Here is a 25,797-nt window from a genome sequence, read left to right as displayed (position 1 = left end):
CGGTGGTTCCAGATGATAAAACTCCTCCTTATGAGGAGGAGTTAGTTTCGGAAGGGCGTTTCTATACGTACATGGTTGAAAGTCTAATTTAAATATGCATGTGCAATCATGCAAATGGTCACTTTCCACTTCATAACATTACTATTGAATCGTGTAGGGTAATAAACTTAGCTTCCGTAAAGAGCCTTTCGCGGCACAACGTTCAAGCCATATATTACCCTAAGGAAACTAAGAACGATATACACAGGTCGCAAAGTCTAAAACAGCTTTTGCGTAAGATTTTGAAATTGTGACTTCACTCCATCTTTCTGAAGTTCTGATTGTAACACCTGATTAAAGGTTTGAAGTGCACGCTGGAATTTATTTTCACCTAATTCCGTAATCCGAGTATACACACCTCGTCGATCATCCTCGCATGTATGTCTTTCTAAAGCCCCGCAGTTTTTGGCTTCCATTCTAACTACGAGTCTCGATGTCGCACTCTGACTTAAACCCACCAATTCTTGAAGTTGCTGCAGTCGTAATTTTTTCTCCTCAGAATTGGATATGAAACCCAAAACATAAAACTCCTTCAAAGATAAATCATAATTTTGTAGTAGGGCTTGTTCTAACTTATCATTTAAAGTGGAATGGATGTGAGACAAAGACAACCATACATCCAAAAGTTCGTTTTCATGTTGCAAGTTAGACCACACCATTCTATATTAAAGTATTTCCACTAAGTTTATCCTATTGTAACAAGCTTAAATGGAATGGTCAAAACCCATACCCTATTTTGAATATTACAATCCGTCGTCACCGAACCAGCATGCAAATGCAGCATAATGGTTCTCGTTTCAGAGTGGCGATTTTATTGACAGTAACTATATTCCAATGTACATACATTGCTGCAATTAATCTTAAAAATGTGAGAAAGCGAATATATCAAAAAAAGAACACGTCAATCATGGTGGTATCTAACCATAATCGACCTGTTGAATGTAAAGGAATAGCATTTTCAAGTGAGCGGTAACAACATCATGACGAAATGGAAGAACAACGTAGATCGTAGCAAAAGGAAGTCAGACAACAAATTTTCACATGTAGCCTTTCAAAAAGACGACACTGCATATCCAGTGTCGACTTGTTAGTGTTATTTTTAATTGTTTTTGTTTCGAAGCAACTTAATAAGGTGAACTTTGCAAATAAAACTCTTGGCCTGAACCCTGAAGACTTCTCGAACCAGTCCCTTGGGAATTCCCCCCTTCAGCCACTCTATCAAGATATATATAGATTCCATATCCTTTTACTGTATACATAATATGAACTGCAATCTTTTCATTGAATTATTCGGCTTGCCATATATCTTTCAATTTCCAATATGTCAGCCCATTTACTAGCGCCTCTCCACCCTCTGTTATGATTTCTATGCCTAGCAATTTCTCACTCGGATAGATGCGACTTGTCATCGTAGCTTGCCCTTCATTCGCAAACATTTCAATGGATGAACGATCCAGATATACATGCAATGTCAGCTGTCCCTCAGCATTGAAGGCTGTTTGACGTACTCCATCTGTCTTTTTACCTGATTTAGAACAATTAAGCATTAGTTTCTGCTCCGGAATAGAATATGTGATAACCGTTTCTTCTCGACCTGCTCCACGAAACTTCAAGCCTACCAGGTCTGCACTTGACTTCGTGAGGTCGAACACTACCTTAACTTCAAGCAAGTCCTCTTCAACTTCCTTGAAGTAACTTCCAGAAATAGCGCCATATTGATACAAAACATGTTTACTTTGACGAAGTAACTTCATTTCTTCAACTGGAGTCATCAGTACTTTATTATTGTCACCCAACGTAATTAAACGCGGGATCGTCATTGCTCCACACCAGCCGTCTGCTTTCGTCGGCATATCCGATTCCCACATATCCATCCAACCAAGCGCTATGCGGCGACCTTGATCATCTAGAAAAGTTTGAACCGCATAGAAGTCATGACCAGTATCCAACTCGATGAACTCTCCATGCTTATATTCATTACTATCATAATTATATTCGCCAACATAATATCCCGTCTGGAACAAGTTATTGTACTTATCTCCTTGCGCATCAATACCTTGTGGGGAGAACATAAATATATGCTTACCGTTCAGTTCAAAGAAATCAGGGCACTCCCACATGAAGCCCATATTCTTATCTCCCTGCAGAAGCACACCATGATAGGTCCAAGTCCTAAGATCAGGAGATGTATATAGAATAACACGCGGCAGATCTTCTTTCGTGCTGTTACCTAGGATCATGTACCATGTATCCTCATGCTTCCATACCTTCGGATCACGGAAATGCTGTGAGCTATCAGTCGGAGGTTCAGCGATTACGGGATTCTGCCTTAGTTTTGTAAAATGAATGCCATCTGTGCTTACTGCCACATTTTGATTTTGGAAAAAGATATTGTTTGGTTGATCAATATAGTGATGACCAGTATAGATCAATGTCAGTTCGCCGTTATTATCTACTGCGCTTCCTGAGAAGCAACCATCAAGGTCACACGCATCTCCAGGCGCTAATGCAATCGGACAATGCTCCCAATGTACAAGGTCTTTACTCTTCACGTGGCCCCAATGCATTGGGCCCCAGTTCTCATCATAAGGATGATGCTGATAGAAGGCGTGATATTCACCTTTGAATTGAATTAATCCATTTGGGTCGTTAATCCAGTTTGCTGGTGCCATAATATGATAACCTAATCGGTACCGCTTGTTCATTTTCGCTTCTGCCTGTTTCAATGCTTCCTCAGCTTGCTTCGTATTGTTATTATATGTGTTCATCTTTCTTCCTCCTATGCTGTTTCAATATGCTTGTTAGGCTTGGGATCCAGCTTTTTCGGTTCTTTCTTTAAGGTAAAGATTGAGATTGTTGTAAAGACAAATACGAAAACACCCATAATCACGTACGTATTTGCAAAACCTCTAATGTCATAAGACATACCGGCGATTGGCGAGAAGATCGAAGCTCCTACCTGACTCATAAACTGGAATCCCACCAGATACAAGATCGAAGACAGACGCGTATCGAAATTTGCAGCCAAGTACTTAAATACGGAGATCAGCATGATTGGCAGTTCCAATGCGTGAATCAATTTCATAGCTGAGATTCCATAAGGTCCAATAACTAAGCCTGAACCCATGATCCGGAACGCCATCAAGAACCCTGCCAATATTAGACCCTTTTTTGCTCCAATTTTGTTGACAATGAAAGGCGCTAAGAACATCATGCCTGCTTCCAAGAACACTTGTAGGGAATTTAAGTAACCGTAAACTTGATTGCCTAATGCAACCGTTGAGAACGTCGATGAAAAGTAATTCGGGAACTGCTGGTCATACACATTGTAAATACAGGTAACACCAAGAACATATAAAATGAAGAACCACAAATGCTTATTTGCAAACAAATGGCCGATTTGCTTAAAGTTAACGGATTCTGCTCGCTCCATCTCGGAATCTGTCATTTCAACTTTAATTGTCATCATAATGATAAACAGAACGACAGCAGATACTGATGCAATCCAGAAGTTAATGTTAGGGTTGATATTAAAGAGCTGACCAGCGAAAAACGTTGCTGCTGCCCAACCTAGCGAGCCCCACATACGAGATTTTCCGTATTCAAAGTCATATTTTCGGCTGACTTTCTCGACATAAGATTCGATGGCTCCAATCCCTGCCAAAAAAGAAATACCCAAGTATAATCCACCTGCAATGGCACCGAGAAATACATTGTATTGAAGTAACGGCCCATAGATAAAGATATAGAAAGGACCAACAAATAAGAGCAAAGAACTGATTAGAAATAAAATATGCTTCTTTAATCCGATTTTATCAGATATATAGCCATAAAGCGGTTGCATACATAGCGCAAAGATAGCGTTTACAGTAAAGATAACACCTGTTTCAGCACCATTCAGACTGATTTCTTGCCCTAGCCAGATGGAGAACAATGAATAACTTGCTGACCAAGTAAAGAAGAAAAAGAAAAAATAGGCACTTAGTTTCCAGTACATGCTCTTTGACTTTCTCATATCGAACGCTCCTCAAGTTGAACATTTAATGTAAATGAAAGCACTTTCGTATTTACAGATCGATTATATGTCAACCGCTTTCATATGTCAACCGCTTGACATATTTTCGAAAGAAAAAGAGCTCTCCTCTTGATTTCAATTACTCTAATAAGGATAGCTCCACCTTCTATCACAATGCTGAAAACTATGGAAACTGTATTAAGCCGTACTAGCTTCAATCAGTTTCACTGGTAGATAGGTTTCTCGCGGGACATCACTGAATCCACCTTCAATTTCTTTAATAAGTAACTCTATGGAAGATCTGGCAATCTCCTGTATTGGTTGCTGAATTGTCGTTAATTCAGGGAGAAGATTGCGGGTTGTTTCTGTTCCGTCATATCCAATTACGCGAATATCTTCAGGAACACGTTTTCCTCTTCTTCTTGCTTTAGCAATAAAAGACGCAGCCACCAAGTCATTACTCGCAAACAATCCATCTACTTCAGGATGTTCATCGAGCAAGCGTTTAATCGGTTCGTCGTGATTCTGTTGGTGGAAGGGATCATGTACTTCATAGGTAATTGCCTTTCGACCATACTGCTCCATCACATCTTCATATGCTTTTCTTCTTAAGCTTGCTGGTGTTTCCAATTCAACAGGGCCATTTATGTGTAAGATATGCTTGCACCCTTTTTCAATAAGTAGTTCTGACGCCAGTTTTCCACCCATATAATTATCCGATCCTACAACTGGGATTGAATCGGATAGGAAGCGATCGATCGCAATGACGGCAATGTTCTTCTGTTCATAATTTACGATACCCCGATTGTGTGTACCAACGATAATACCGTCAACTTGATTTCGCATAAGCATATCCACATATGATTCCTCTTTATCCAGCTGATTCAAACTGTTACAAAGCAACAGCTTATAGCCTAATGACGCACAAATATTCTCTATATGAAAAGTCAGCTCTCCGAAAAATGGGTTGCTTGTAGTTGGAATGATTAATCCAATCAGATTTGTTCGTTTACTAAATAATGACCGAGCCACATCATTTGGAAAGTAATTTAGCTCTTGCATCGCTTTATGAACTTGATCCTTCGTTTCTTGACTGATATAGCCACGATTATTAAGTACGCGAGAAACCGTAGTCGGTGAAACTCCTGCTAATTGTGCAACATCGTTAAGTTTTGGTTTCATTGATTCTCCCTGCCTTCTCTCCATGCCATATCTCTAATTTTTTTCATTTTAACATGGTTAAATGTTAAAAAACATGCTTGAGCATTCTTATGGATTATTCTTCAGATTTGTCTCCCTCTAAGAATCTCCTTGGCGACAGAAGAACTGGTCAAAGAAGACGCTAAAAAACAAGGATATTGATATGATAGCGAATTTGTTGATCATTACATCATAGAAATGAGCAAAAACCCTCCTGAAGAAGCTTACACCGTATTGCCTGCGGCTGTAACCATTTCGTCGAATCGTGCCACTGCTTAATAGGCTCTGTCATAAGATCATTTCAATTTTAATGATAATGGAAAACTAAAGCCTAAGCAGTCTCATTTCCCCAGATGCATGTCAGATGATAATTCAACGATCATTTTCATAATTAATGGAAACTCATTGACTCGAAGTTGTACTACTTCTTCATTGTCAATTGTTAGCGAATAATAATTTTTTAGACTAAACATTAAAGAACTAGACTGAGATAAGTTATAGACTGGCGACGCGTGGCCCGCATGCGCGGCTGCAGTTGCGCTCTCCAGCTCTTCCGGAATGAAGTCCAGCTTTGCGATCGGCGCGCTAGCGACTGCGCCCGTGTAATTAGAAAATATAGTCTTAGACTGGAAAATAAAGTATTGAAGATATAAACTACGAATATGCTTTTTTCTTGAACCCTCTCATATGATGAGAGTAATTCAGTATTCGAGGAGATGATCTTGATGAACAAGAACATAGGGATTAAGGATACTTTGGTAAGGTTCGACGAGATTTCGAAGCATTATGTTCGGGAGCTGGACAAGTATAGTCTGGCGAAACTGTGTCGCAAGCCAAGCGAAAACGAATGGTCGCTTGGGCAAATGTACCTGCATCTGCCCCATTCCACGATGAACTTGCAGCTCCGTCTTGCGGAGCAGTGCATGGCGCTGGGTGGCGGCAACGAGGAGGGCGACGGGAAGACGGAGGCCGGCCATGCCGTGTTTGAGCAAGGGAGCTTCCCACCGGTTCGCATTCAGGTACCGGCCGACTTGCAATATACGCCCCCACAGCCAGAAAGCAAGGAGCAGCTTGTCGCCAAGCTGGAGGAAGCAAGGCGCCGCATGCATGAGATTGGGGCGTCGCTACAGAACATAGACCCAGAGCGGCTGCAGCGAAAGGCGACTCATCCGGCTGTAGCCTTCGGCGCGTTAAACGCGGTCGAATGGTTCACGATGGTGGAGATGCATTACCGTCATCATCTTCTTCAAAAGGAGCGGCTGGACGCTTTCTTACAAACTGCAGAGTTATTAGGCTAACAGGACACGATAGTTGAATGTTGACCACAACAGCGGCCAGTCTAGGAATTTATTTTCGCGTCCTTATCTGCCGCTGTTGCATTTATCGGATCAGTCTAAAACTTTATTTTCTTCGGACAATAAAGTTGTATACCGAAATCCAACATTTGTAATTTTGATTCTTTTATCAATATATAAAAATATGTACGTTAAAATGGGGTAATACCAGCGAAATTGATACAAACCGCAATTTGTTTCCTCTAAGCTTTTAGAGGCTGATCGTTTGGACTGCTTACATCAACATAAACACGAACATATTCACTGTTTCTGTTCTGATAAGCCTTTGAACGCTTCAGCACTCTGTAATAGTCCTCGAAGTGCTCCAAAAACTGATCAATCTCTTCAGGTATTCCTTCAACCCGTATTTTTAGCATCCTCTTTTACAACTCTTCTTTTAGCGATGAGCTTGGAGCATTTTCAACCATTTCGTTTGTGATTCCGTGGATGGCGGTCGCTTCTTCTGGAATGAGGGATACCGGCTTGATTAACGTTTCAAAAAGAGGATTTTCGTCAAGATCAATAATTGCAATCTCTACGATCTCAGAGTCGCCATCTAAACCGGTGGTTTTCACATCTAAAATGATATATTCTGATTTTCTTTGGCTAACTGAACGGTTCGAGCTTTTTGTATTGCTGCTAGTTGTTTCTCTTATTTTCACAAAAAACCAAGCTGACGATTATAAGATGGACTTTTTCTTGTACAAAAAAGAGTCTGCCCTTGGGCAGACCCGATACAAATGAACAGACTCGTGCAAGTTGTGCTCAGTCAGATTGAACCTGCAGGATAGAGGCTGTTTCAATTCGGATTTATTTTGTTAACTTGATAATAATGTGCTTCTACCCAACATCGTCTCTAATTCGAAAACATTTATTCCATCTAATGATCTTTTAATGGAATAACCTAGCTGACATTTTTAAACACCTCTATTGACACTTAACACTATCATCAATACAACACTTCGTTAAGCCACATTATTACAAATTTATTGATGTAGTTGAGATGGACTCACTTTTTGAATTTGAACAAGTATATCAAACGTTTTACCTAATGATATATCAACAGTTTTTGGTATAGCAGGGCCTTCTTTAGTTATTCCAGCGAAAATTTGATGTTGTTCGTTTAACCAAGTTTTTGTCACTCCGTTCGCCTTACGTAAATCAATAAAAAATTGATCTTTTTTGACCTGTCCAAAAATGTAATTATAACTGTTTGGATCATCTGATTTTAATATTCCATATGGGCCAAATTCACCATCATTATTATAAACATTATATTGTCCTTTATAAACTGATGTTCCAATAGATACATACCGTTTTCCATAATATTCTGCTAAATGCTGCCCAGCTACTTTAGGGTATATAAATGGAATCATATTTGTTTTCGAAACGTGTCCATTATGTCCCCAAACTATGGTTTTCCCTAAATGTTCTTCAGTCCACTTCGCATTTTCATACATTGCAATATCATGTTTCAAATAAAAATCCGATGGTTTATCAGGGGATGTTCCTCCTAACATTGTAGTAAACTGTTCAATAATACGAGCATTTTGTTTTATCCATGCGAACTCTTTGGATTTTCCGTTCAGATAACTTTTATTTTGTTCTAATAAAGCACTGATTTGTTTAGCATCTGAAATATACTTTTCTTTTTCTTCTTTTGTAAGGCCCTCAAAAGTAGTCATATCCTTTGTTACAGGAATGAGACCTTTTATCTTCTCTTCTACTCTAGGCACAAGATCTGAATTGTTTCTTTTTATATATTCTATTATATTATTATAAACATTCTCGTTTACTGATTGAATGTCCATCCCAATGATACGCACTTTAGATTTATGTTCTGGATTAGCATTATATTGTCGAATCCAACTAAGTAGATCTAACATTTCTTTTGTGTTAAATACAGGTGATAGATGTTGGCTTGGGTTTCCCTTACCAGTAAGAACATATCGATCAAGCTCCAGAGCTCTGTCCCATCCCTCTTCTAAAACTAAGTTGATGAATCCCTTTTCAGATACTAAATAATTAACAATGCGTTGTTTCATTGTAAAAACTTCATGAGCCCCATGCGTAGCTTCACCTAAACCTACAATTGAAGCTGAACCTACCATATTCTTAAGTGGTTTTAAATCATTAAAAGATGCAGTTGGATTAGTTGTTTTTAAAGGCTTTGCATGCATTTCTAACCATTCCGTTATTTGATTTGTATTGTAGGGAGCTGTAACAGAAACTCCTGTTTTCGAGTCTGCATAAGTACTTCCTACAAAATTAGTCAGTATTATAGCAAAAACACCAAGTGCAATAATCATTTTCTTTTTCATAATACCCTCCTAAAATACTTACTTGTTAGTTTTTTGACATGCTCTAAGGAGCCCAGTTTAAACCATTTTTTTCTTTTTTTCCTACTTGCTAAATTCAGCAAGTAAAATATTTTTAAATGGATCAGGACTATCAGCTTTAAAGCTGTTCAAATTGACGACCAATGTATGCTTGCCTCCAAGTGTGCCACCAGCAAAAGTGGTAAACCCTAGAACTCTACCTTTGTGTCCCCATATCGAGACACCGTTTGGAAGCTTAGTTTCAAAGATCCCAAGACCATATCCGGTTCCTTCTCTATCTGTAGGAACTGTAGTAAGCATTTGTTTTAGTTGCTGTTCCTTCAGTAATTTACCACTGAGTAAGTAAGAGAAGAATTTGTTTAAATCGTCAGCAGTAGAAATCATATCTCCATCCGAGCTACCTGGGTTAATATAAGTAACGTCTTTTAGCTCACTTGCTCTGTCTAGTTGGAAATAGCCACGGGCATGCTTGGTGCCTGGAATCACGCTTGAATTGCCAGGTAGGAATGTATTTGACAAATCAAGCGGTTCAATAATCCGATTTTCAACCTCTTCCGCATAGCTGTTTCCAGTTACTTTTTCAATAAGGATCCCCAGTATTACGTATCCTGTGTTTGAATAAGACCAACCCTTTCCTGGGGCAAAGTCTGGGGGAAGAGAAATCCCCATCTTTACGAATTCTTCAGCCGTATACGATTTTTTTGTATCCGTATAATCAAAGTCTTTTGAATTTACATAGTCAGCGATACCACTTGTATGATTCAATATCTGCCGGATAGTAATTTGGTTACCATCATATCCGTTTCCTTGAATGACACCAGGTAACCATTTTTCAATGGAGTCGTCTAGATTCAAGCGGTTCTCTTCAGATAATTGAAGTAGAACTGTTGCAATGAATGTCTTCGTTACACTACCAATGCGAAAGCGAAAATCTGTTTTCATTGGTTTCTTGGTGCTCAGGTCCGCTAACCCAGCGGCATAACTCCATGTTTTTCCACCCTCAGAAGTTTTAGCAAGTATCCCAGGATATCCAAGTTGCAATGTATCCCGCATTGCCTCTTTGACGGAATTACGTTCACTTTGAGTGCTTGTTTGTAACGGACTAGATACATTTTGAATGGACTCCGCTCTTACAATTGAGGTTGGTGTTGTGTATAACAGAGAACTTCCAGCCATTAAAAGGACTAAACCTGTAGATGCAATTTGACAATGCTTTTTCATAAAGATATTCTTCTCCTCTATTCATATTGTATCGGCAGTTATTTGCTGTTTTAGGGCAAGAGTGGATTTGCAATTATCTTTACTCATTATTATTTTCACAAACGCTATTGTGTCCTAACAAACGGTAAATTCCTTTTTTTCCACATGTATGTTAACCCTAGAAATTACTTATTTTCCTTAAAACACTCTTGTTACTGGATTGTTTTTCATAAATAGGTCATACCTGTTTCCCCTTTCACGCCTCTTTATTTTTTATCATACACAATGAAAATCTCTCCTCCTCGTTTATTGTTAATGTGTTAAACTGCCTCTATGATTCTAAGTATTTTTCTGTCACATACGGTAGTGTCAAAATGTCACACTATTAAAAATCCTAATATTATTCGGAGTGAATATCTCAATCCAGATGTCGCTATCAGTGAAGCTGGTGATTTGGCTGTGTCTTATTCGTATTCCCAGTTGCTCCATAACCTCTCTTACCGGAACTCTTGCCAATCTCAATTCAATCGCTTGCATTTTTCTAGGGGGTAACTCACTCTCGTTGCCAACGTAAAAACACCTCCAAGGTTATCTCCATATCTTACGACATGGCTTGATTCTCTTGAAGGTGTTTTGATTTGTCTCACGTTATGGGGTCAGTCCCCTTGATCTACAGTCGAAAAAGGTTCTTTATCTAACTTTACCAATCGATCAAAAACCTTAATTTCAAATCCCGATTCATTTCTCAACACTTCAAACCGGATGTTCTCCTCTACCGCCGGATTGATGGCTGAACCGAAACATTGTTATCTCCTGACTACAATCAATCATTTTAAGCCCATTATCTTCAAACAGGCATTCAGCATATCCTTGTTTTTATAGATTACAACAGTAATCTCCTGTCGTGCTCTCGTTAGCATTTGGTACAAACGCAGCCCCGTTGTTTCTTTGCACTCCACCTAGGCGACATTCTTTAGCTTGGCGTATTGTTGCAGGTGTAAGGCTTTTGCCGATGCCCAACCGCCGATGACAAATTGACATCGGACAATTTGTCCGATATAATCAAAACAAAACGGACAAACTGTCCGAATTTATAATACGAAGGGTGAAACTGGGATGCATATCAAAAAATTGTATTTTTTATCTGTAGGTGAATGTTTCCTAGATCAATCGGCAGTTAATCGAACCCTTGCCCCCGGGAAATTAGTCGGAATGCCTGTGTGGTCTTTTCTATTGGAAACGACCAGCGGGCCGATACTCATCGATACGGGAATGCCCGACGCTTTTATCAACAATCCCGATTACTACAAGGGGACTAGACGTGAAGGGCGCGTCGTCCCCAACATGTCTGACGGCGACTCGATCGTAAATGTGTTAAAGCGTGTCGGTTATCGACCTGACGATATTCAAATGGTCATTAGCTCCCATTTACACTTGGATCATTCTGGGGGAAACGGGCATTTCCGCAATACGCCGATCCTTATTCAAAGGGCAGAGTATGATGCGGCCATAAACAATGAGGATTACTCTCCATTAGAGTGCAGGCTGCCCGATTTACAATATCAAATCATTGAGGGTGACCATGAATTGATTCCGGGGGTTCAAATTTTATTCACTCCGGGTCATTCCCCTGGCCATCAATCAGTCCTTGTCACAACGGAAAAGTCGGGTCCAGTGCTACTGACAATTGATGTTGCTTATACTCGGGAGAACTTCGAGAATAGCGTACCGTTCTTGACATTCGATCAAGAGATGGCTGCCAAATCGATTACTCGCATGCAGGAGTTAATTCAGGATGTTCGGCCGTCCTATGTTTTCTTGGGACACGATAGAGATCAGGCGCAAAAATGCCGCACCTTTCCTGACTTCCTGTAATGGAGAGACAGGCTATAGATACTCAATCAATGGCTTTATCCGGCAATGAGCGGAAATTAATGGGGACACTTTGCTTGCTCATTATTTTCGGAAACATCAATATGACCATGTTTAATTTGTCTATACCTTCGATTTCCGCTGACTTTGCCCTGACCTCCTCGCAGGTGAGCTGGGTTATGGTCGGTTACAGCATTTTGATGGCTATCGGCGCCGGTACTTACGGCAAGTTAACGGAGTCCTTTTCCTTTCGCCAGCTGTATGTCATTGGTTTAATCCTTTTAGCTTTCGGCTCTATGATCGGCTTTTTTGCAGCTTCATACTTGCAAGTCATCATTGGAAGACTACTGCAGGCAGCAGGGGCCTCATCCATCTCTCCCCTGTCTTATGCGGCAGTAACCCTGTATTTTAAGCCTACAGTCAAGGGACGGGTGCTGGGAACCTTATCCGCCACAATTGCCTTTGCTTCCGGCTTCGGGCCTGTGTTCGGCGGTTTCGTAGAGCAATACTTTGGCTGGCGTGCTTTGTTCATCGTGTCCAGTCTGAGCCTATTTGTTATCCCTTTGATATTCAAGTATGTTCCTGACAAGAAACACGACCGCGGTTCATTCGATTTTCTCGGAGCTGTTTTGTTCTCCGCGGGACTGGCGTTGGTATTGCTAGGGGTTACGAACTATTGGTTTATGCTCATTGCAGGAGCAGCAGTTCTTCTATGGTTCGGTACTCATATTCAGAAAAAAGAACATCCATTTATCGATGCATCTTTCATGAAAAATGCTCCTTACCGACGAATTCTAGGGATTGGATTCCTTACCTTCGTATGCAACACGGGGTTAACCTTTACTCTTCCTGTCATGATGAAGAATTCCTTTCATTTACCAACTAGTAAAATCGGTCTGCTGATGCTTCCCGGTGCCGCCTGTGCAGCCTTGCTCGGATCCCGGATCGGAAGTTGGACAGATCGTTTCGGAAGCTCCCGTGTGCTTGTCATATCGCAAAGTCTCGTCATCAGCGGATTTATACTACTGGGGGTATCCGTACATTTGCCGCCATGGATCGACGCTTTATTGATCATTATCCTTATGATTGGATTCAACGGTGTCCTCACCTCTAGCAGCAATTTAGTTTCGACGACACTCCGTTCGGCTGAGCTGGGTGTGGGGATGGGTATTTTCACACTGGCCTATCTCCTAGGCGGAGCATTCGGCCCTGCGCTGGTCGGCCGACTGATTGATCTAAAGATGCCTTTTTCTGTTGTTTATTTTACCATTTCCCTGTTGGCAATCCTGACATACTTATTCGCAAGAAAAGCAAATCCTAGCGGAAGCTATGGTAATTAGTTTAGTAGACTTACGACATGTCCGAAAGATACGGAGGATGAATAGATGAGTAAATTAAATTTCCAACTGTCCTTTGCTGCTATTCATGAGCTGGCCGAGAGGATCCGTACAAGGAAAATATCCCCGGTAGAGATTACAGAACATGCGCTTCACCGCATCGAACGTTTGAATCCGAAACTGAACGTTTTCGTTACCCAAACGTCCGAACTGGCGTTTGAACAAGCGAAGCAATCGGAACGCGATATTATGCATGGTCGGTACAAAGGGCCCCTTCACGGGATTCCCATCGTTCATAAGGATCTATATTACACTAAAGGGATCCGAACAACTGCCGGTTCAAAAATATTGAACAGCTTCGTCCCCGATTACGATTCGACGGTTGCAGCTAAGCTACATGAGGCTGGAACAGTTCTGCTAGGCAAAGTACAGACTCACGAGTTCGCTGCGGGATTGACAACAACTAGCCCACACTTCGGTCCTTGTCTCAATCCGTGGAACACTGAACTTGTAACGGGAGGTTCAAGCGGCGGCTCGGCTTCTGCCTTAGCGGCTGGACTTACTTATCTGGGCACAGGCTCGGATACCGGAGGTTCGATCCGCATACCCGCTGCTTTGTGCGGTGTCGTAGGGATGAAGCCGACGTACGGTCGGGTCAGTCGGTATGGTATCATTCCAATGGCCTGGTCATTGGACCACTCGGGTCCGTTGACCCGCTGTGTCATGGATGCGTCCCTGTGCTTGGATGTGATGTCTGGCTTCGATCCAAAGGATGAATCGACTGTCGATCTGCCTGCGCCAGGTATCAAGATGTATCCGAATGGTCTCAGGGGTGTGCGTATCGGATTGCCGACAAGCTACTATTACGAGGATTTGATGCCAGAAGTGGAAGCTGCGATGAAGGCCGCTATCAATAAATTCCGAGAACTGGGAGCAGAAATCATCGAAGTTAGCCTGCCCCTGATCAAACATGTTAGAAGTGCGACGATGGCCATTATGATGACGGAAATGTACTCGTACCACGAGAAGTGGCTTGAGACAGAATTGGAACAGTATGGACCGGACGTCCGAATGTTTCTTGAAAGCAGTAGAGATATTCCGGCTTCCATTTACCTTCAGTCTCAGCGGGCCCGGCAACTAATTGTCAATGATTTTTTGAATGCATTGTCCGGAATCGACATCTTGTTGACGCCGGCAACACCGATCACTGCGCCGCGTGCAGATGATGAAGCTAGTGTATTCAGATTGAACTCATTTACGGTTCCGACCAATTTGACTGGCTTGCCTAGCTTGAGCATGCCTTGCGGCTTCTCACCTTCCGGTCTGCCGATTAATATGCAATTGATTGGCCGCCCCTTCGAAGAAGCGACAGTACTAGGTATCGGCAATACTTATGAAATGAATACAGACTGGCACAAGAGACATCCGGATTTGTAAGCCTGACTATATTTGATGGAGGGTAATCTATGGATCAAAAGCAACTTAACTCTGAAGTTAGCAGGAGAGCATCAACCGAAACCGGAACAGATACGACGAGCGACAAGAAAAAAGCATACGAGCAGTTTATTCATACGATCGCAAGTTTAAAGGAACTGGACCTATCGGGCATTGAACCGCATTTGCCTCCAATTTACAAAAAGCACTATACCAAGAGATAAAAAAAGCTCATCGGTCACCCAAATGAATGTATTTTTAATTTTTCACGAAATGTATTATAATTATGAAGACGGACAACATGTCCTATACACGAAAAACGGACATATTGTCCGTTTTTCGTGTTAAATAACAGTTAAATTAATGATGAAGGGAGATGTTTATGGTGAATTCAGAATCGCAATCTGTCTCTCTGAAAATTCCCAGAGAGGAGTTAAACCGAAGACGAATTTTGGCGGCGGCTAGAGAACTTTTCATCAAAAAAGGCGTTGACAATGTCAATATGCATCAGATTGCGAAGACTGCTGGAGTAGGACAAGCAAGCCTATACCGCCGCTACTCGGATAAGGGCGACATATGTCAGGAGATCGCGTATGAAGAATACCAACCTTTGTTTGATGAAGTTCAAGCATTTCTTGATCAATCCCCAGAAACCGCTGCCTTGGACCGGCTTTACCATGTAATCGTAAGATATGTCTCTTTTTTAGAGGCGAAAGTTCCTTGGCTCTGTGAGGTCAGCCGGGCCTCAACCGGGCATCGTCCGTTACAATCCCCGTTATGTCAATGGATGCGCAATATAAGCAGAAATCTGCTAAATGAGGCCGTTGAACAGGGAGACGTATCCGGGGTGGACATTTCATATACTATTGAAGCCCTGCTGGCCGTGCTTCACAATATCGATTACCATCTCCAAGATGAGGGCTTTACAAGCCAACGAGTTCTTGATGGATTACACCGCATATTTATTGAAGGTTTAAGAGCTAATAGACATTAATTGAGGGGCTGGCCACAAAGCCACATAACATGGATGAGGAATAGTCCTGCGTAACTCCTCTTTTTATCTCATAATGGTATATTGAATGTACAAAGAAACCATATCCTTTCAAATGGTCGGGTGGTACCTCCATTTTACCCAGGAACGGTTTCTTATTGTTTTACAATTGGAGAACAGGACGTCCCTAGTCATTTTTATGACTTATGGGACAACCCTTTTTTTCTGCCAATGGCTGCTACGCGAATTGTCCGGATCGGACTTCCATGGCACGCTCTCCTTATTCGGTCTTCTTATCATCAGCAGCGCTCTTTCGTCTACTTCCTGTAGGCTTCGTAGCAGCAGGCTTAGTAGCCTGAGAATCCATGGAGAACAAGCAGGTTTTCATCTTATGTATTCCAAAATTGCAGTTGAAGAGATTTGTACAACACTTGGGGATTTTATTAACTCATCTTCCAAACTCCACGTCCAACTTCTCCAATCCATAACCAAACCACCTTTACGAAAAGTATCAATTATGATCGTAATTTGGATTCGATATCGATAATACCATATGTTAACATTTATAGGATATATAGAGTAAATAGAAACACAAAAAACCAATAGAAACAAGGGGCTTTGTTTCTACTGGTTTAAAAATGTCTCAAACATATACCCAAAAATGTCTCGGTTATCAACCAAATCAGTCTCAATTATTACCGTTACTCACTGTGTGGTGTCATAATTAATGAGAATATCCACATTGCTTAAATGCATAAAAATACATCCACTTGTATACATTATTTTACCATCGAGTAACCCTAAAGATACAAAAAAGGGCACAAAAAATGCCGGTTGGCAACTTTCTTTGTTCAACATATATTTATGAATCTCGGTTAATCCTTCACCGATCGCTACAATATACTTCTCATTTTCTTTTTTATTCTCCGTTTCAAAATGGATATAAAAAACATATGCAGTTCCATCATTAAATACAAAGATGCAGTAGCTGGTAAATCTTCAATTAATTTAATTTTTGAGTCTGTTATGAGGTATACAATATTGTTTGGATCATAGAGGTACCAGTCATCTCTCATCACTTACGATATATCCGTTAACTTTTTTATAGCCAGCAGCCATTTTCTCCTTATAAGCTTCATCACGTAGTCTTTTTATTCTTTCCTGTTTTAATACCTCTCTAGCTGCTAATTTTAGTTTATTGTACCTTCTATTGAGTTTATCTAACTGATAGAATGCAAACACATTGCTAAGCTTAGGCCTTTCATCGAGAAGGGTTAATAACTTAGGAATTGTGACTGAACTGTAAAACTGCCCCAAACTCTTTGGATCTAGCTCTTAGTTTTCTTCTGTATTCTGTTCTTTGCGTTCTAAGAGTATCTATCTCTTTCAACAGTTCAACTTCACGTCTAGCCAGATGGTTTCTTTCAGTTTCAACTTTAGTAATATTTCTTTTCAGAGGCTCTCTGAGTTATGCCCGATGATTTCTTTCATCACCAGCAAATTTTGATTTAGATCTGCTGTAAAAGGAACGACTAGTTGAGGTATTTCTTGTTTCATGAAACTTTTTTTGATCAAAGCTGAACCAGTGTAAATTTCTCCCGTTCCCTGTATGCAACCATTGAAATACTCTTGATACTCCAAACGGAAGAGCAAATGGGAAAAAAGTTCCTAACCATATATCCGGTTTAATAAGATAAGTTAGTACCTTTTGCAGAATGATGACGGTCTCACCCTTTCATGAAAATCAAGAAATTCCATATTTGCTAATTTAGCATACCCAGCCCCATTATTTTAATTCAAACGCTTAATTGCCCTTGTCTTAACACGAGACAATATCATTTATCTGTAAAACAAAAAGCCGCCAAATTGGCGACTTCATAACCACTGCAAGTTCTTGTCCCGAACTGAGAACAAGAACTAGGTACCCCCTTGGGAAAAGAATATGATCTTATTGTCAATCATCATATTATTATAGGTAAGATGCAAGGAAAGATTCTTACGCCCTCTTACCACTGTAAAACTATATTATGAAATTCTCCGTGTTAGTCTTTCGATTTCTGCTAACTTCTAAGGATACGAACCCCCGGTACGGTTGTGAGCCGACGGGAGGTTACGTATCCAGGCATAAGATAATACTTTAATTAGTTTTGGAGACCAGTTTAGATACGGATATAAGCAATCGGGCTGTAACCATTTCGTCGAATCAAGCCGCTGCTTAACGGGTTCTGTTGTAAGAACGTTTCAATTGGAATGATAATCATAACTACTGTCTAAACATTCTCATTTCCCCAAATGCTTACCAGATCATTGATCTGAAGCGACACGACCCTCAGTTCTCCACCAATGGCGTAGAGTTCTAGTCCCTTACTTTCGAAGTCCGGGAAAATCATGTCTGAAATGATTGTTTTTCCATGATTGCCGAAGACTTCGACACTTGACCAATCCAGATAAATGCTCAACTGTATCCTCTCATGCTCTGGCTTCATAGTGGCCTTGTGTATTGCTGTGAAATCTGAATGAAAATCAGTGGCGCTCGACTTCGTCCGATCGACGAACAATTCCTCATTCGAGATATTATATCCGATGATCGTCTCCTGATTGGCGGACTTCCGTACTTTAAACCCGAATTCCATAGCAGTACCGATTTCAAATTCTGCAATAATTTCTGCCTTGGCTGCGGAAATATCAGACAACACGTTCATATCTGGCTTAATCGTCAAGTCTTGTAGAGACAAAATCGGTTTTCTTAGCTGACTTAATTCATTTATGGGTGTTTGGATTAGGCGAAGTCCCTCGGGATAAGTCCTTAGCTGTAGCTCCCGGGGAATTGATGTCTTGCCACGCCATTCCTTTGAAGGAAGCGTGGTAGCATAACGCCAATTATTCATCCAGCCGATCCAAATCTTTCGTCCGTCTTCGTTCGAAATGCCATTCCAGGACACGGCCGCGTAAAAGTCTGATCCATAGTCTACCCATTTGATAGTATCGATGGATTCCAACGCTTCATCTGGCGTGAACGACTTACCGTCAAAGTTGCCTACAAAATACATCATGCCAGAACCGCCTGCCGGTGGTTCCGGATCGTCTGGATTCACACCATTTCTATCCCCGACGCTTAGCATCAGAATCCACTTCGTGGTATTAGGATCCTCATCCACTTGGATTCGAAATATATCAGGACATTCAAATATCCCTCGGTGTATATGTGGAATGTCGGAACCGAATTCGCTTGCAAAAGACCATTCTTTCAGGTTTGGAGATGTGTAAAATTCTACACGGTCCCTTACGGCAAGAACCATGATCCACATTGATGATTCATCATGCCAAATCACCTTCGGATCACGAAAGTCTAGCGTGTCCGTTGGAAATAAAACCGGGTTACCTTCATATTTTGTCCAGGTTCGACCTTTATCCTTGCTGTAAGCAATGCTTTGCACCTGCGGTTTTCCAGGCTGAGCCTTGTTGCCCTCATTTGTATAAATGGCCACCAATCCTGATCCTTCCTCTTTGAAAAATCCGCTGGTATTGTTCTTATCCACCACCGCACTCCCCGAGAAGATCGCTCCGTCCTCCCCAGGTGGAATCGCTGGTGGAAGCTCAGTCCAATGCACTAGATCCTTGCTTACCGCATGCCCCCAATGCATGTTGCCAAAATCAGGCTGCGTATCATGGGGCGTATGCTGGTAGAACAGGTGGTATTCTCCTTCAAAGTAAACCATGCCGTTGGGATCGTTCATCCAATTTTTCTCCGGTGAATAATGAAATTGAGGCCTGTACGTCTCACTATAGTTACTTTTTCTCTTTCTGCCGCTATAGTCGTCCGTTAGGTTTAATTCTTTCATAGTATCCGCTCTCCTCTTGATTGTTGATAAGGTATTTAACATAATAATTTGAGTTGCTCGTTTGCAAATGAATTTGAAATACTACCATTTAAATGTTTCAGCTTTGATCTTTGAGATATCTGTCATAGCCTTTCTGTTTGATTTCCAGCCATTTATCTAGCCCCAGTCTGGACAGCTCGGCTTTATATTCGGCCCATTCTTCTTCCACTTTACCCGTCTTGATCCATTCCGCCCGCTTGCGGTTAACGTAAGCAAACAAATCGGTTTCCAATGTGGAGATCTGCTTCTGATCCTCCAGAGAGAAGAAGACTTTCGGGAAATTATGGTCAGCCTTCATATAAGGAACGAGTCTTTCCTTCATGAGCTTAAGCCGTCCCACTGCATCATCGGGCTTAGTCGTAACCGTTCCGTAATACTCGTCAAGAATTGCTAATGGACCACCGATGTTCGTTTTTTGCCGTAGCTCGACAGGGGCCGTTCCCTTAAGCGGAAGATGCTTCAGCATATGACTCGCTTCATCGTATTCAAAAATGTTCTGCTGAGTTTTGTCGCCGTAGGTACCCCAGTTGTCTTGCACGGACTGGATAGGATCATACAGCTGGTCAATCCATTTTGCCGTAAGCTCGAGATTTTGGTTGTCACTGGTAATCACCATTCTCCCCCGGTCAAAGCCGAGATTGTTCGTGCGGGTCACATTGACTTCACCGCTTGGTCCGGCGAGCGGATTCATCAGTTCATATTTATCGTTGTCTCCTGAAATATTCGCCTTATCCCATTGGAAGTAGAGGCCATATCTTTCACTCTGACCTTTGGCTAGATACGTGTTATAATCCTGCTCGAATGATTCCTCGTCGATCAGGTTCAGTTTATACAGCTCATTAAGATATTTAATCCCCTCTTTGTAACCGTCCTGATCGGCAGTGAAGACCACTTTCCCCTCATTGGTCACTACCGTATGATCGCCGTTGTCCCCAAGACCGAATGATCCGAACAGAAAATTCAGGTCCTCATTGCCGTTATTGAGCATAAAGGACAGCGGGATTTCATCCGCTTGGCCATTTCCGTTAGGGTCGCCATTTTTAAATGCGAGCAGAACTTTTTTTAAATCCTCGGTGGTTTTTGGCATTTTAAGTCCCAGCTTTTTCAGCCACTCCACATTGATCCATGGCATGTCGTTTACAGAATGAATGCTCTCCTTCTCAGAACCCAGTTCTTCAATCCAAGGAAAGGCATAAATGTGCCCGTCCTGTGCGGTTATCATGGATCTGTACTCAGGCGCTTCCTTTAATACCTTCTGCAGATTGGGCATATATTTTTGAATCAAATCCTCTAAAGGGATAATAGTTCCATCCTTTCCGAGGTTCAACAAATCGTAATCGGAATATCCGGCATCCAGTATGGCATCTGGAAGATCTCCACTGGCAACAGCAAGGTTTCTTTTTTCAATGAAGGAATCGGAGGTGAAGTTGGTAAAATCGATATGCACCCCTGTTTTTTCTTCCAGTCTTTTATAAATCAACTTTTCATTTGGATCGGAAGGTGCCAGCGGCGAGCTTTGAGTCATAAAATGCAAAGTAACTTTCTCTTTAAGCGGCAGAGTAACATTTTCCAGCTTGTAATCTTCGGATGCCGCAGAATTATTGCCCGAACCGCCGCATCCGGCAAGCAGTGAAGTAGAAAGTGCCAACACAGACAAGGTTAGTAATGTTTTTTTCATCTCTATTCCCCCGATTTGTTATTTGATCGAACCTACCATGACACCCTTTTCAAAATACTTCTGGAAGAATGGATACATGACAATCAAAGGCAGACTTGATATGACAATGGCAGAGTATTTAATCATTTCAGACAATTTCTTAAGCTCCGCTTGTGCCATCGCATCGGCAATCATGCCGGGCTGAACCTGATTCTGTATCAAAATGGAGCGCAGTACCAGTTGAAGCGGAAACAGCTTCGGATCATCCAGATAAATCATGGCGTCGAAATAAGAATTCCACTGTCCGACAAAAGCGTATAAAGCTAGAACAAAAATAATAGGCTTGGAAAGCGGCAGGACGATTTTAAAGAAAATACTGAGCTCAGAAGCTCCGTCTATACTCGCCGCCTGGAACAGCTCTTTGGGAAGCCCCTGGAAATAGGTCTTTGCCAGAATAATATTGAATACGCTGATCGAGCCGGGCAGAATAATGGCCCACACCGTATTCAACATGCCTAAATCCTTAATCACTAGATAGGTAGGAATCAGACCGCCACCGAAAAACATCGTTATCAGGAAAAAGATCATAATGGACCGTTTCCCTACCAACTCTTCAATCGCAAGCGGATAAGCCGCGAAGACGGAAAATAATACGGTTGCGAACGCAAAGGCTGCTGAATAAAAAATAGCATTAAAAAAACCGCGGATCATGGCACTGTTGCTTAGGATTTTGGCATATCCCGTGAGTGTCCAGTCTGATGATGTAATGGCAAACCCTTTGGTAATCAGGGTATTTGGAGTTAAAAAGGACGAAAGCACCACATAAACCAGCGGTAACAGAATAGCGAGAACAAACAAACCAAGTAGAATATAATTGATGATGAGCAGAATCCGGTCCTTCCCGGTGTAATGAATATCCATAAATACCTCCTTCTTTAATACAGCCCTTCTCCTTCGTTCAGCTTCTTGACGACGGTATTTACGAAAATCAACAGGAATACATTAATTACGGAATTGAACAACCCGATTGCCGTAGAATAAGCATAATCGCCGGATTGCAACCCCACCTTGTATACGTAAGTCGCGATGATTTCCGAGGTAGGTGTGTTCAGAGCCGTCTGCATTAGGTAAGCCTTTTCATAGCCGATCGACATAATACCTCCTGCAGCGAGAATGAACAGGACGGCCATGACGGGTTTAAGAGCTGGCAGATCAATGTGGAAGATTCTCTTCATCAATGAAGCACCATCAATTGTTGCAGCGTCATGCAACTGCGGGTCCACATTGGCTAAGGTGGCCACATAAATGATAGAGGACCAGCCCGCTGTTTGCCATATACCAGACAAAATATATACCGTTCGGAAATAGGCAGGATCAGTCATAAAAGCAATCGGCTTGCCGGTGAAGGTTGTTACCAAAGCGTTCACTATTCCAGCTGGCGATAGAAAAACAAACAGCATACCGGCAACAACAACAACCGAGATGAAGTTAGGTGCGTATACAATAAGCTGAATATTCTTCTTGAACTTCGCTCCTCTGACCAGATTTAGCATTAAGGCCAGAATGATGGGTACTGGGAAGCCGAGAATAAGACCGTAAGCGCTTAATTTAAGCGTATTCATTAATATGTCATAAAAATTTGGTGATGAAAGAAACCGCTGAAAATGTTCAAATCCAACCCATTCGCTGCCGAGGATGCCTTTTCTTGGGCTGAAATTTTTAAACGCAATGATCGAGCCGTACATGGGAACATACTTGAAAATGACGGTAAGAATTATGGACGGAAGCAGAAACAAATACAATATATAATTTCGAAGCATATAGCTTAACCAATGGTTTCTTTTTTTTGTTTCTGAAGCCTTTAATCCCCTTTTTTGAACGATCGAATTTGCCAATATTTTCCCTCCTACTGTTCACGGCTTGTTATACGACACAAAATATAAGCCATGTTATGTCATCTCTCTGACATAATTAACCAAGATGTTTTTCAAATACTTGCTTGTAATATCCACACCTCCAACAGAACGAGAATTTTACACATTCCCAAAATGAATGGGCTTACAATTTACATTTGAACATATTTCACTCTTACAATTTATCAGATGTACATTTAATTAGTCAATATAATTCGGGTGAAAAATTCATTCAAAAAGCGTATTTCAAGATAATTATAATGTTTTTAGCAAAAATACATCAAAAATACACAATATAAATAAACAAACGTAAACCTTTATTGTTCATTTGAATAAATACATTGTTAAAAACATGAAAATACTATATATTTAGAAATATGAAGAATCTTAATTCGGAGAATAAGGTGAACAATATGACGAGAAAGTCAAAGGTTACGATACAAGATATCGCTGATGCCTTGGGAATTTCCAGAAACACTGCATCCAAGGCGCTTAATGGAGTGGAGAGTATTCCCACCGTTACTAGGGACAAGGTGGTCAAAAAAGCAATGGAGCTTAAATACAAACAATTTTCTTATATGGAAACAGCTTCTGAAAAACAAGGCAATATCGCACTTTTGACCTGTAATCTTCCTAATAGCTCACACTTTGGATCTTTGTTGATCAGCGGACTGGAGAAGGAAATCAGCAAACAGGGCTATACTTTATCCATTTATTTTGTCCGTGAGAATGATATCAATTCGATGACCCTACCCGGCAATTTTGAACCTTCGAATGTGGCTGGCATTTTCTGCATCGAAATGTTCAGCAAGGAATACAGCAAGCTGATCACAGATCTTTGCATCCCAACCATTTTTATTGATTGCGCTGCGGATATGATGTATCCAGAATTGAAGGCGGATCTGGTATTAATGGAAAATGAACACAGCACATACTGTGTTACCCGGAAATTAATCGATCATGGCTATGAAAGCTTCGGTTTTGTAGGCGATTACAATCACTGCAAAAGCTTCAATGAACGCTGGACCGGATTTAATAGGGCCTTAGCAGAAGCAGGAATCGCCGTAGATCCTGCCCATAGCATTGTAGCGCCTGACCGCAACTTCTTTATAGAGGAGAACTGGATGGAACAGCAGTTGGATGCTCTGAGGGAGTGTCCCTCCGTCTTTATTTGCGCCAATGATTTCATTGCCATCAACGTGATCAAATCTTTAAAAAACAAAGGGATTAAAGTCCCAGAAGATGTTGCTGTCTGCGGGTTCGATGATGCTTCGGAATCCCGGGTTGTCGAGCCTCATCTTACAACCGTGCATATTTACAGTAGTCAGATGGGTATTATTTCAGCCGAAATGTTATTGTCCAGAATCAAAGACAATACCATGCCATACCGAGTGACTCATGTTGCAACGGATATCGTATACCGGGACTCGACCCCTGTTCTAAACTAAATCTACCAAGAGGTGAATCAAAGTGAAAAATGACAGAACGGTTCTTTGTGTGGGCGAGTTGCTCATTGATTTTTTCTGCACGGATATTGATGTTAATCTTGCCAAGGGTCAGCATTTCTCCAAGCAGGCTGGCGGTGCTCCGGCAAATGTAAGCGCAGCCGTAGCCAAACTCGGAGGAAAAGCGTCATTCTTGGGGAAAATCGGTGCTGATCCCTTCGGTATCTACCTGAAGCAAACGCTGGAGGAGCAGCATGTGGATACTTCCATGCTTCTTTTTGATCCGGAAACACCGACTACACTGGCCTTTGTTTCCCTTGCCGCTAACGGCGAACGAGATTTCGTATTCAACCGCGGAGCTGACCGTCAGCTGTCTCTGCAGGACATTGATAGAGAATGGACTCGACAGGCTGCCATTCTGCATTTTGGCTCGGCAACGGCCTTGCTCGCCGATCCTTTCCGGGAAGCGTATTTGTCTTTATTGGACGAAGCGAAAGCCAATGGGCAATTTACCTCCTTTGATCCCAATTACCGGGGGGACCTCTGGAAAGATAGGCTGGAGGAGTTTATAACATTGTCCAGAAGAGGAATACACAATGCGGATTTCGTAAAGGTAAGCGAAGAGGAATTAAATATCATTACGGGGCTGACTGACCGCAATGCTTCATTGGATCTTTTGCATGGGTTGGGAGCCAAAACGGTGGCAGTTACCTTGGGGAAAGAAGGTACTCTCATCTCAAGCGGTACCTCCCGTTCGCTAATCAGCAGTATTACTGTTAAATCGATCGATTCTACCGGTGCCGGTGATGCCTTCGTCGGAGCTATGCTGTATCAAATCAGCCAGCTGAGTCAGCCCAAGGCATTTACCTCCGATTGGGAGCAACAGCAGGAATTTATAACACTTGCCAATCAAGTCGGCGCTATCGTGTGCACTAAAGTTGGAGCGATTGCAGCCTTGCCATCGTTGGAAGAAGTTAAGCATTTCATAGAGCAACAGGGTGAAACAAAAATCGAACTGTAAGAACAGCAAAGGTGTCCCGACGATCCTAGGGTCGCTGGACACCTTTTTAGTTATTCCTTGGAAAGTGAAGTGAGGAAACTAAATCATATCAAGGGAGTTTAATCAAAAGGAAACTACTA

General features: G+C 41.6%; 20 protein-coding genes. 8 read left to right on the top strand and 12 right to left on the bottom strand.

Going from position 1 to position 25,797, the window contains the following annotated elements; all coding sequences use genetic code 11:
* Positions 1-257: 257 nt before the first annotated feature.
* From JOD82_RS12615 to JOD82_RS12600, 4 genes are all read right to left on the bottom strand, one after another.
* Complete coding sequence (locus JOD82_RS12615; RefSeq protein ID WP_069010915.1) at positions 258-698, bottom strand: MarR family winged helix-turn-helix transcriptional regulator; 441 nt, start codon at positions 696-698, stop codon at positions 258-260.
* 627 nt (positions 699-1,325) lie between these two features.
* Positions 1,326-2,807 (bottom strand): glycoside hydrolase family 32 protein, encoded by a 1,482-nt coding sequence (locus JOD82_RS12610; RefSeq protein WP_069010914.1) that lies wholly within the window; start codon positions 2,805-2,807, stop codon positions 1,326-1,328.
* An 11-nt stretch (positions 2,808-2,818) separates the two neighbouring features.
* Positions 2,819-4,054 (bottom strand): MFS transporter, encoded by a 1,236-nt coding sequence (locus JOD82_RS12605; RefSeq protein ID WP_029515908.1) that lies wholly within the window; start codon positions 4,052-4,054, stop codon positions 2,819-2,821.
* Positions 4,055-4,252: 198 nt separating this feature from the next.
* On the bottom strand, positions 4,253-5,236 hold the full coding sequence (locus tag JOD82_RS12600) for a LacI family DNA-binding transcriptional regulator (RefSeq protein ID WP_029515909.1): 984 nt from the start codon (positions 5,234-5,236) through the stop codon (positions 4,253-4,255).
* Positions 5,237-5,979: 743 nt separating this feature from the next.
* On the opposite strand from JOD82_RS12600, the gene JOD82_RS12595 reads away from it, so the two are divergent.
* On the top strand, positions 5,980-6,552 hold the full coding sequence (locus tag JOD82_RS12595; RefSeq protein WP_069010913.1) for a DinB family protein: 573 nt from the start codon (positions 5,980-5,982) through the stop codon (positions 6,550-6,552).
* A gap of 239 nt (positions 6,553-6,791) precedes the next feature.
* Here the strand turns inward: JOD82_RS12595 and JOD82_RS12590 are convergent, their stop codons facing one another.
* From JOD82_RS12590 to JOD82_RS12575, 4 genes are all read right to left on the bottom strand, one after another.
* Complete coding sequence (locus tag JOD82_RS12590; protein ID WP_080658577.1) at positions 6,792-6,965, bottom strand: DUF3970 family protein; 174 nt, start codon at positions 6,963-6,965, stop codon at positions 6,792-6,794.
* Between the two features lie 6 nt (positions 6,966-6,971).
* The gene (locus JOD82_RS29180) at positions 6,972-7,250 is read right to left on the bottom strand and encodes a 3'-5' exonuclease (RefSeq protein ID WP_080658578.1); all 279 of its coding nucleotides are present in this window, start codon (positions 7,248-7,250) and stop codon (positions 6,972-6,974) included.
* Between the two features lie 324 nt (positions 7,251-7,574).
* On the bottom strand, positions 7,575-8,909 hold the full coding sequence (locus tag JOD82_RS12580; protein WP_069010912.1) for an erythromycin esterase family protein: 1,335 nt from the start codon (positions 8,907-8,909) through the stop codon (positions 7,575-7,577).
* An 81-nt stretch (positions 8,910-8,990) separates the two neighbouring features.
* Positions 8,991-10,148: a serine hydrolase domain-containing protein gene (locus JOD82_RS12575; protein WP_209949377.1), complete on the bottom strand. Its 1,158-nt coding sequence runs from the start codon at positions 10,146-10,148 to the stop codon at positions 8,991-8,993.
* A 1,095-nt stretch (positions 10,149-11,243) separates the two neighbouring features.
* Here JOD82_RS12575 and aiiA point away from each other — a divergent pair.
* The 5 genes from aiiA (at position 11,244) to JOD82_RS12550 (ending at position 15,764) form a co-directional block, all read left to right on the top strand.
* Positions 11,244-12,002 carry a quorum-quenching N-acyl homoserine lactonase AiiA gene (gene aiiA, locus JOD82_RS12570; protein WP_029515914.1) on the top strand — a complete coding sequence of 253 codons (759 nt, stop codon included), beginning with the start codon at positions 11,244-11,246 and terminating at the stop codon, positions 12,000-12,002.
* A complete protein-coding gene (locus tag JOD82_RS12565) occupies positions 12,002-13,339 on the top strand; it encodes an MFS transporter (protein WP_280921447.1) in 1,338 nt (445 codons plus the stop codon). The genes aiiA and JOD82_RS12565 overlap by 1 nt, the downstream gene beginning before the upstream one ends.
* A 45-nt stretch (positions 13,340-13,384) precedes the next feature.
* Entirely contained in the window at positions 13,385-14,773 is a 1,389-nt protein-coding gene (locus tag JOD82_RS12560) for an Asp-tRNA(Asn)/Glu-tRNA(Gln) amidotransferase GatCAB subunit A (protein WP_069010907.1), read from the top strand.
* Between the two features lie 29 nt (positions 14,774-14,802).
* Positions 14,803-14,994 carry a hypothetical protein gene (locus JOD82_RS12555; protein ID WP_069010906.1) on the top strand — a complete coding sequence of 64 codons (192 nt, stop codon included), beginning with the start codon at positions 14,803-14,805 and terminating at the stop codon, positions 14,992-14,994.
* Between the two features lie 158 nt (positions 14,995-15,152).
* Positions 15,153-15,764: a TetR/AcrR family transcriptional regulator gene (locus JOD82_RS12550; RefSeq protein WP_069010905.1), complete on the top strand. Its 612-nt coding sequence runs from the start codon at positions 15,153-15,155 to the stop codon at positions 15,762-15,764.
* A gap of 2,267 nt (positions 15,765-18,031) precedes the next feature.
* On the opposite strand, the gene JOD82_RS12545 is transcribed toward JOD82_RS12550, so the two are convergent.
* The 4 genes from JOD82_RS12545 to JOD82_RS12530 form a co-directional block, all read right to left on the bottom strand.
* Positions 18,032-19,603 carry a glycoside hydrolase family 32 protein gene (locus JOD82_RS12545; protein ID WP_081317544.1) on the bottom strand — a complete coding sequence of 524 codons (1,572 nt, stop codon included), beginning with the start codon at positions 19,601-19,603 and terminating at the stop codon, positions 18,032-18,034.
* A 97-nt stretch (positions 19,604-19,700) separates the two neighbouring features.
* Entirely contained in the window at positions 19,701-21,320 is a 1,620-nt protein-coding gene (locus JOD82_RS12540) for an ABC transporter substrate-binding protein (protein WP_029515922.1), read from the bottom strand.
* Between the two features lie 18 nt (positions 21,321-21,338).
* On the bottom strand, positions 21,339-22,220 hold the full coding sequence (locus tag JOD82_RS12535; protein WP_013309484.1) for a carbohydrate ABC transporter permease: 882 nt from the start codon (positions 22,218-22,220) through the stop codon (positions 21,339-21,341).
* Positions 22,221-22,234: 14 nt separating this feature from the next.
* Positions 22,235-23,119, bottom strand: a complete 885-nt coding sequence (locus JOD82_RS12530; protein ID WP_230584986.1) for an ABC transporter permease — start codon at positions 23,117-23,119, stop codon at positions 22,235-22,237.
* A gap of 506 nt (positions 23,120-23,625) precedes the next feature.
* Between JOD82_RS12530 and JOD82_RS12525 the strand changes: the two genes are divergently transcribed.
* Positions 23,626-24,660 carry a LacI family DNA-binding transcriptional regulator gene (locus JOD82_RS12525; protein ID WP_029515925.1) on the top strand — a complete coding sequence of 345 codons (1,035 nt, stop codon included), beginning with the start codon at positions 23,626-23,628 and terminating at the stop codon, positions 24,658-24,660.
* A gap of 22 nt (positions 24,661-24,682) precedes the next feature.
* Positions 24,683-25,678 carry a carbohydrate kinase family protein gene (locus tag JOD82_RS12520; protein WP_029515926.1) on the top strand — a complete coding sequence of 332 codons (996 nt, stop codon included), beginning with the start codon at positions 24,683-24,685 and terminating at the stop codon, positions 25,676-25,678.
* Positions 25,679-25,797: the final 119 nt, after the last annotated feature.

Origin of the sequence: Paenibacillus sp. 1182 (genome assembly GCF_017833915.1) — a bacterium.
Classification (GTDB): Bacteria; Bacillota; Bacilli; order Paenibacillales; family Paenibacillaceae; genus Paenibacillus; species Paenibacillus polymyxa_D.
Note: the sequence above shows the minus strand (reverse complement) of the source record. Positions and strands in the feature narration are given on the sequence as shown.

Excerpts from the sequence above, each read along its gene's own strand:
- JOD82_RS12615 (WP_069010915.1), bottom strand. The coding sequence starts at position 698 with ATGGTGTGGTCTAACTTGCAACATGAAAACGAACTTTTGGATGTATGG.
- JOD82_RS12565 (WP_280921447.1), top strand. The coding sequence starts at position 12,002 with ATGGAGAGACAGGCTATAGATACTCAATCAATGGCTTTATCCGGCAAT.
- JOD82_RS12605 (WP_029515908.1), bottom strand. The coding sequence starts at position 4,054 with ATGAGAAAGTCAAAGAGCATGTACTGGAAACTAAGTGCCTATTTTTTC.
- JOD82_RS12545 (WP_081317544.1), bottom strand. The coding sequence starts at position 19,603 with ATGAAAGAATTAAACCTAACGGACGACTATAGCGGCAGAAAGAGAAAA.
- JOD82_RS12550 (WP_069010905.1), top strand. The coding sequence starts at position 15,153 with ATGGTGAATTCAGAATCGCAATCTGTCTCTCTGAAAATTCCCAGAGAG.
- JOD82_RS12560 (WP_069010907.1), top strand. The coding sequence starts at position 13,385 with ATGAGTAAATTAAATTTCCAACTGTCCTTTGCTGCTATTCATGAGCTG.
- aiiA (WP_029515914.1), top strand. The coding sequence starts at position 11,244 with ATGCATATCAAAAAATTGTATTTTTTATCTGTAGGTGAATGTTTCCTA.
- JOD82_RS12535 (WP_013309484.1), bottom strand. The coding sequence starts at position 22,220 with ATGGATATTCATTACACCGGGAAGGACCGGATTCTGCTCATCATCAAT.
- JOD82_RS12590 (WP_080658577.1), bottom strand. The coding sequence starts at position 6,965 with ATGCTAAAAATACGGGTTGAAGGAATACCTGAAGAGATTGATCAGTTT.
- JOD82_RS12610 (WP_069010914.1), bottom strand. The coding sequence starts at position 2,807 with ATGAACACATATAATAACAATACGAAGCAAGCTGAGGAAGCATTGAAA.
- JOD82_RS12595 (WP_069010913.1), top strand. The coding sequence starts at position 5,980 with ATGAACAAGAACATAGGGATTAAGGATACTTTGGTAAGGTTCGACGAG.
- JOD82_RS12540 (WP_029515922.1), bottom strand. The coding sequence starts at position 21,320 with ATGAAAAAAACATTACTAACCTTGTCTGTGTTGGCACTTTCTACTTCA.
- JOD82_RS12580 (WP_069010912.1), bottom strand. The coding sequence starts at position 8,909 with ATGAAAAAGAAAATGATTATTGCACTTGGTGTTTTTGCTATAATACTG.
- JOD82_RS12575 (WP_209949377.1), bottom strand. The coding sequence starts at position 10,148 with ATGAAAAAGCATTGTCAAATTGCATCTACAGGTTTAGTCCTTTTAATG.
- JOD82_RS12555 (WP_069010906.1), top strand. The coding sequence starts at position 14,803 with ATGGATCAAAAGCAACTTAACTCTGAAGTTAGCAGGAGAGCATCAACC.
- JOD82_RS12525 (WP_029515925.1), top strand. The coding sequence starts at position 23,626 with ATGACGAGAAAGTCAAAGGTTACGATACAAGATATCGCTGATGCCTTG.
- JOD82_RS12600 (WP_029515909.1), bottom strand. The coding sequence starts at position 5,236 with ATGAAACCAAAACTTAACGATGTTGCACAATTAGCAGGAGTTTCACCG.
- JOD82_RS12530 (WP_230584986.1), bottom strand. The coding sequence starts at position 23,119 with ATGCTTCGAAATTATATATTGTATTTGTTTCTGCTTCCGTCCATAATT.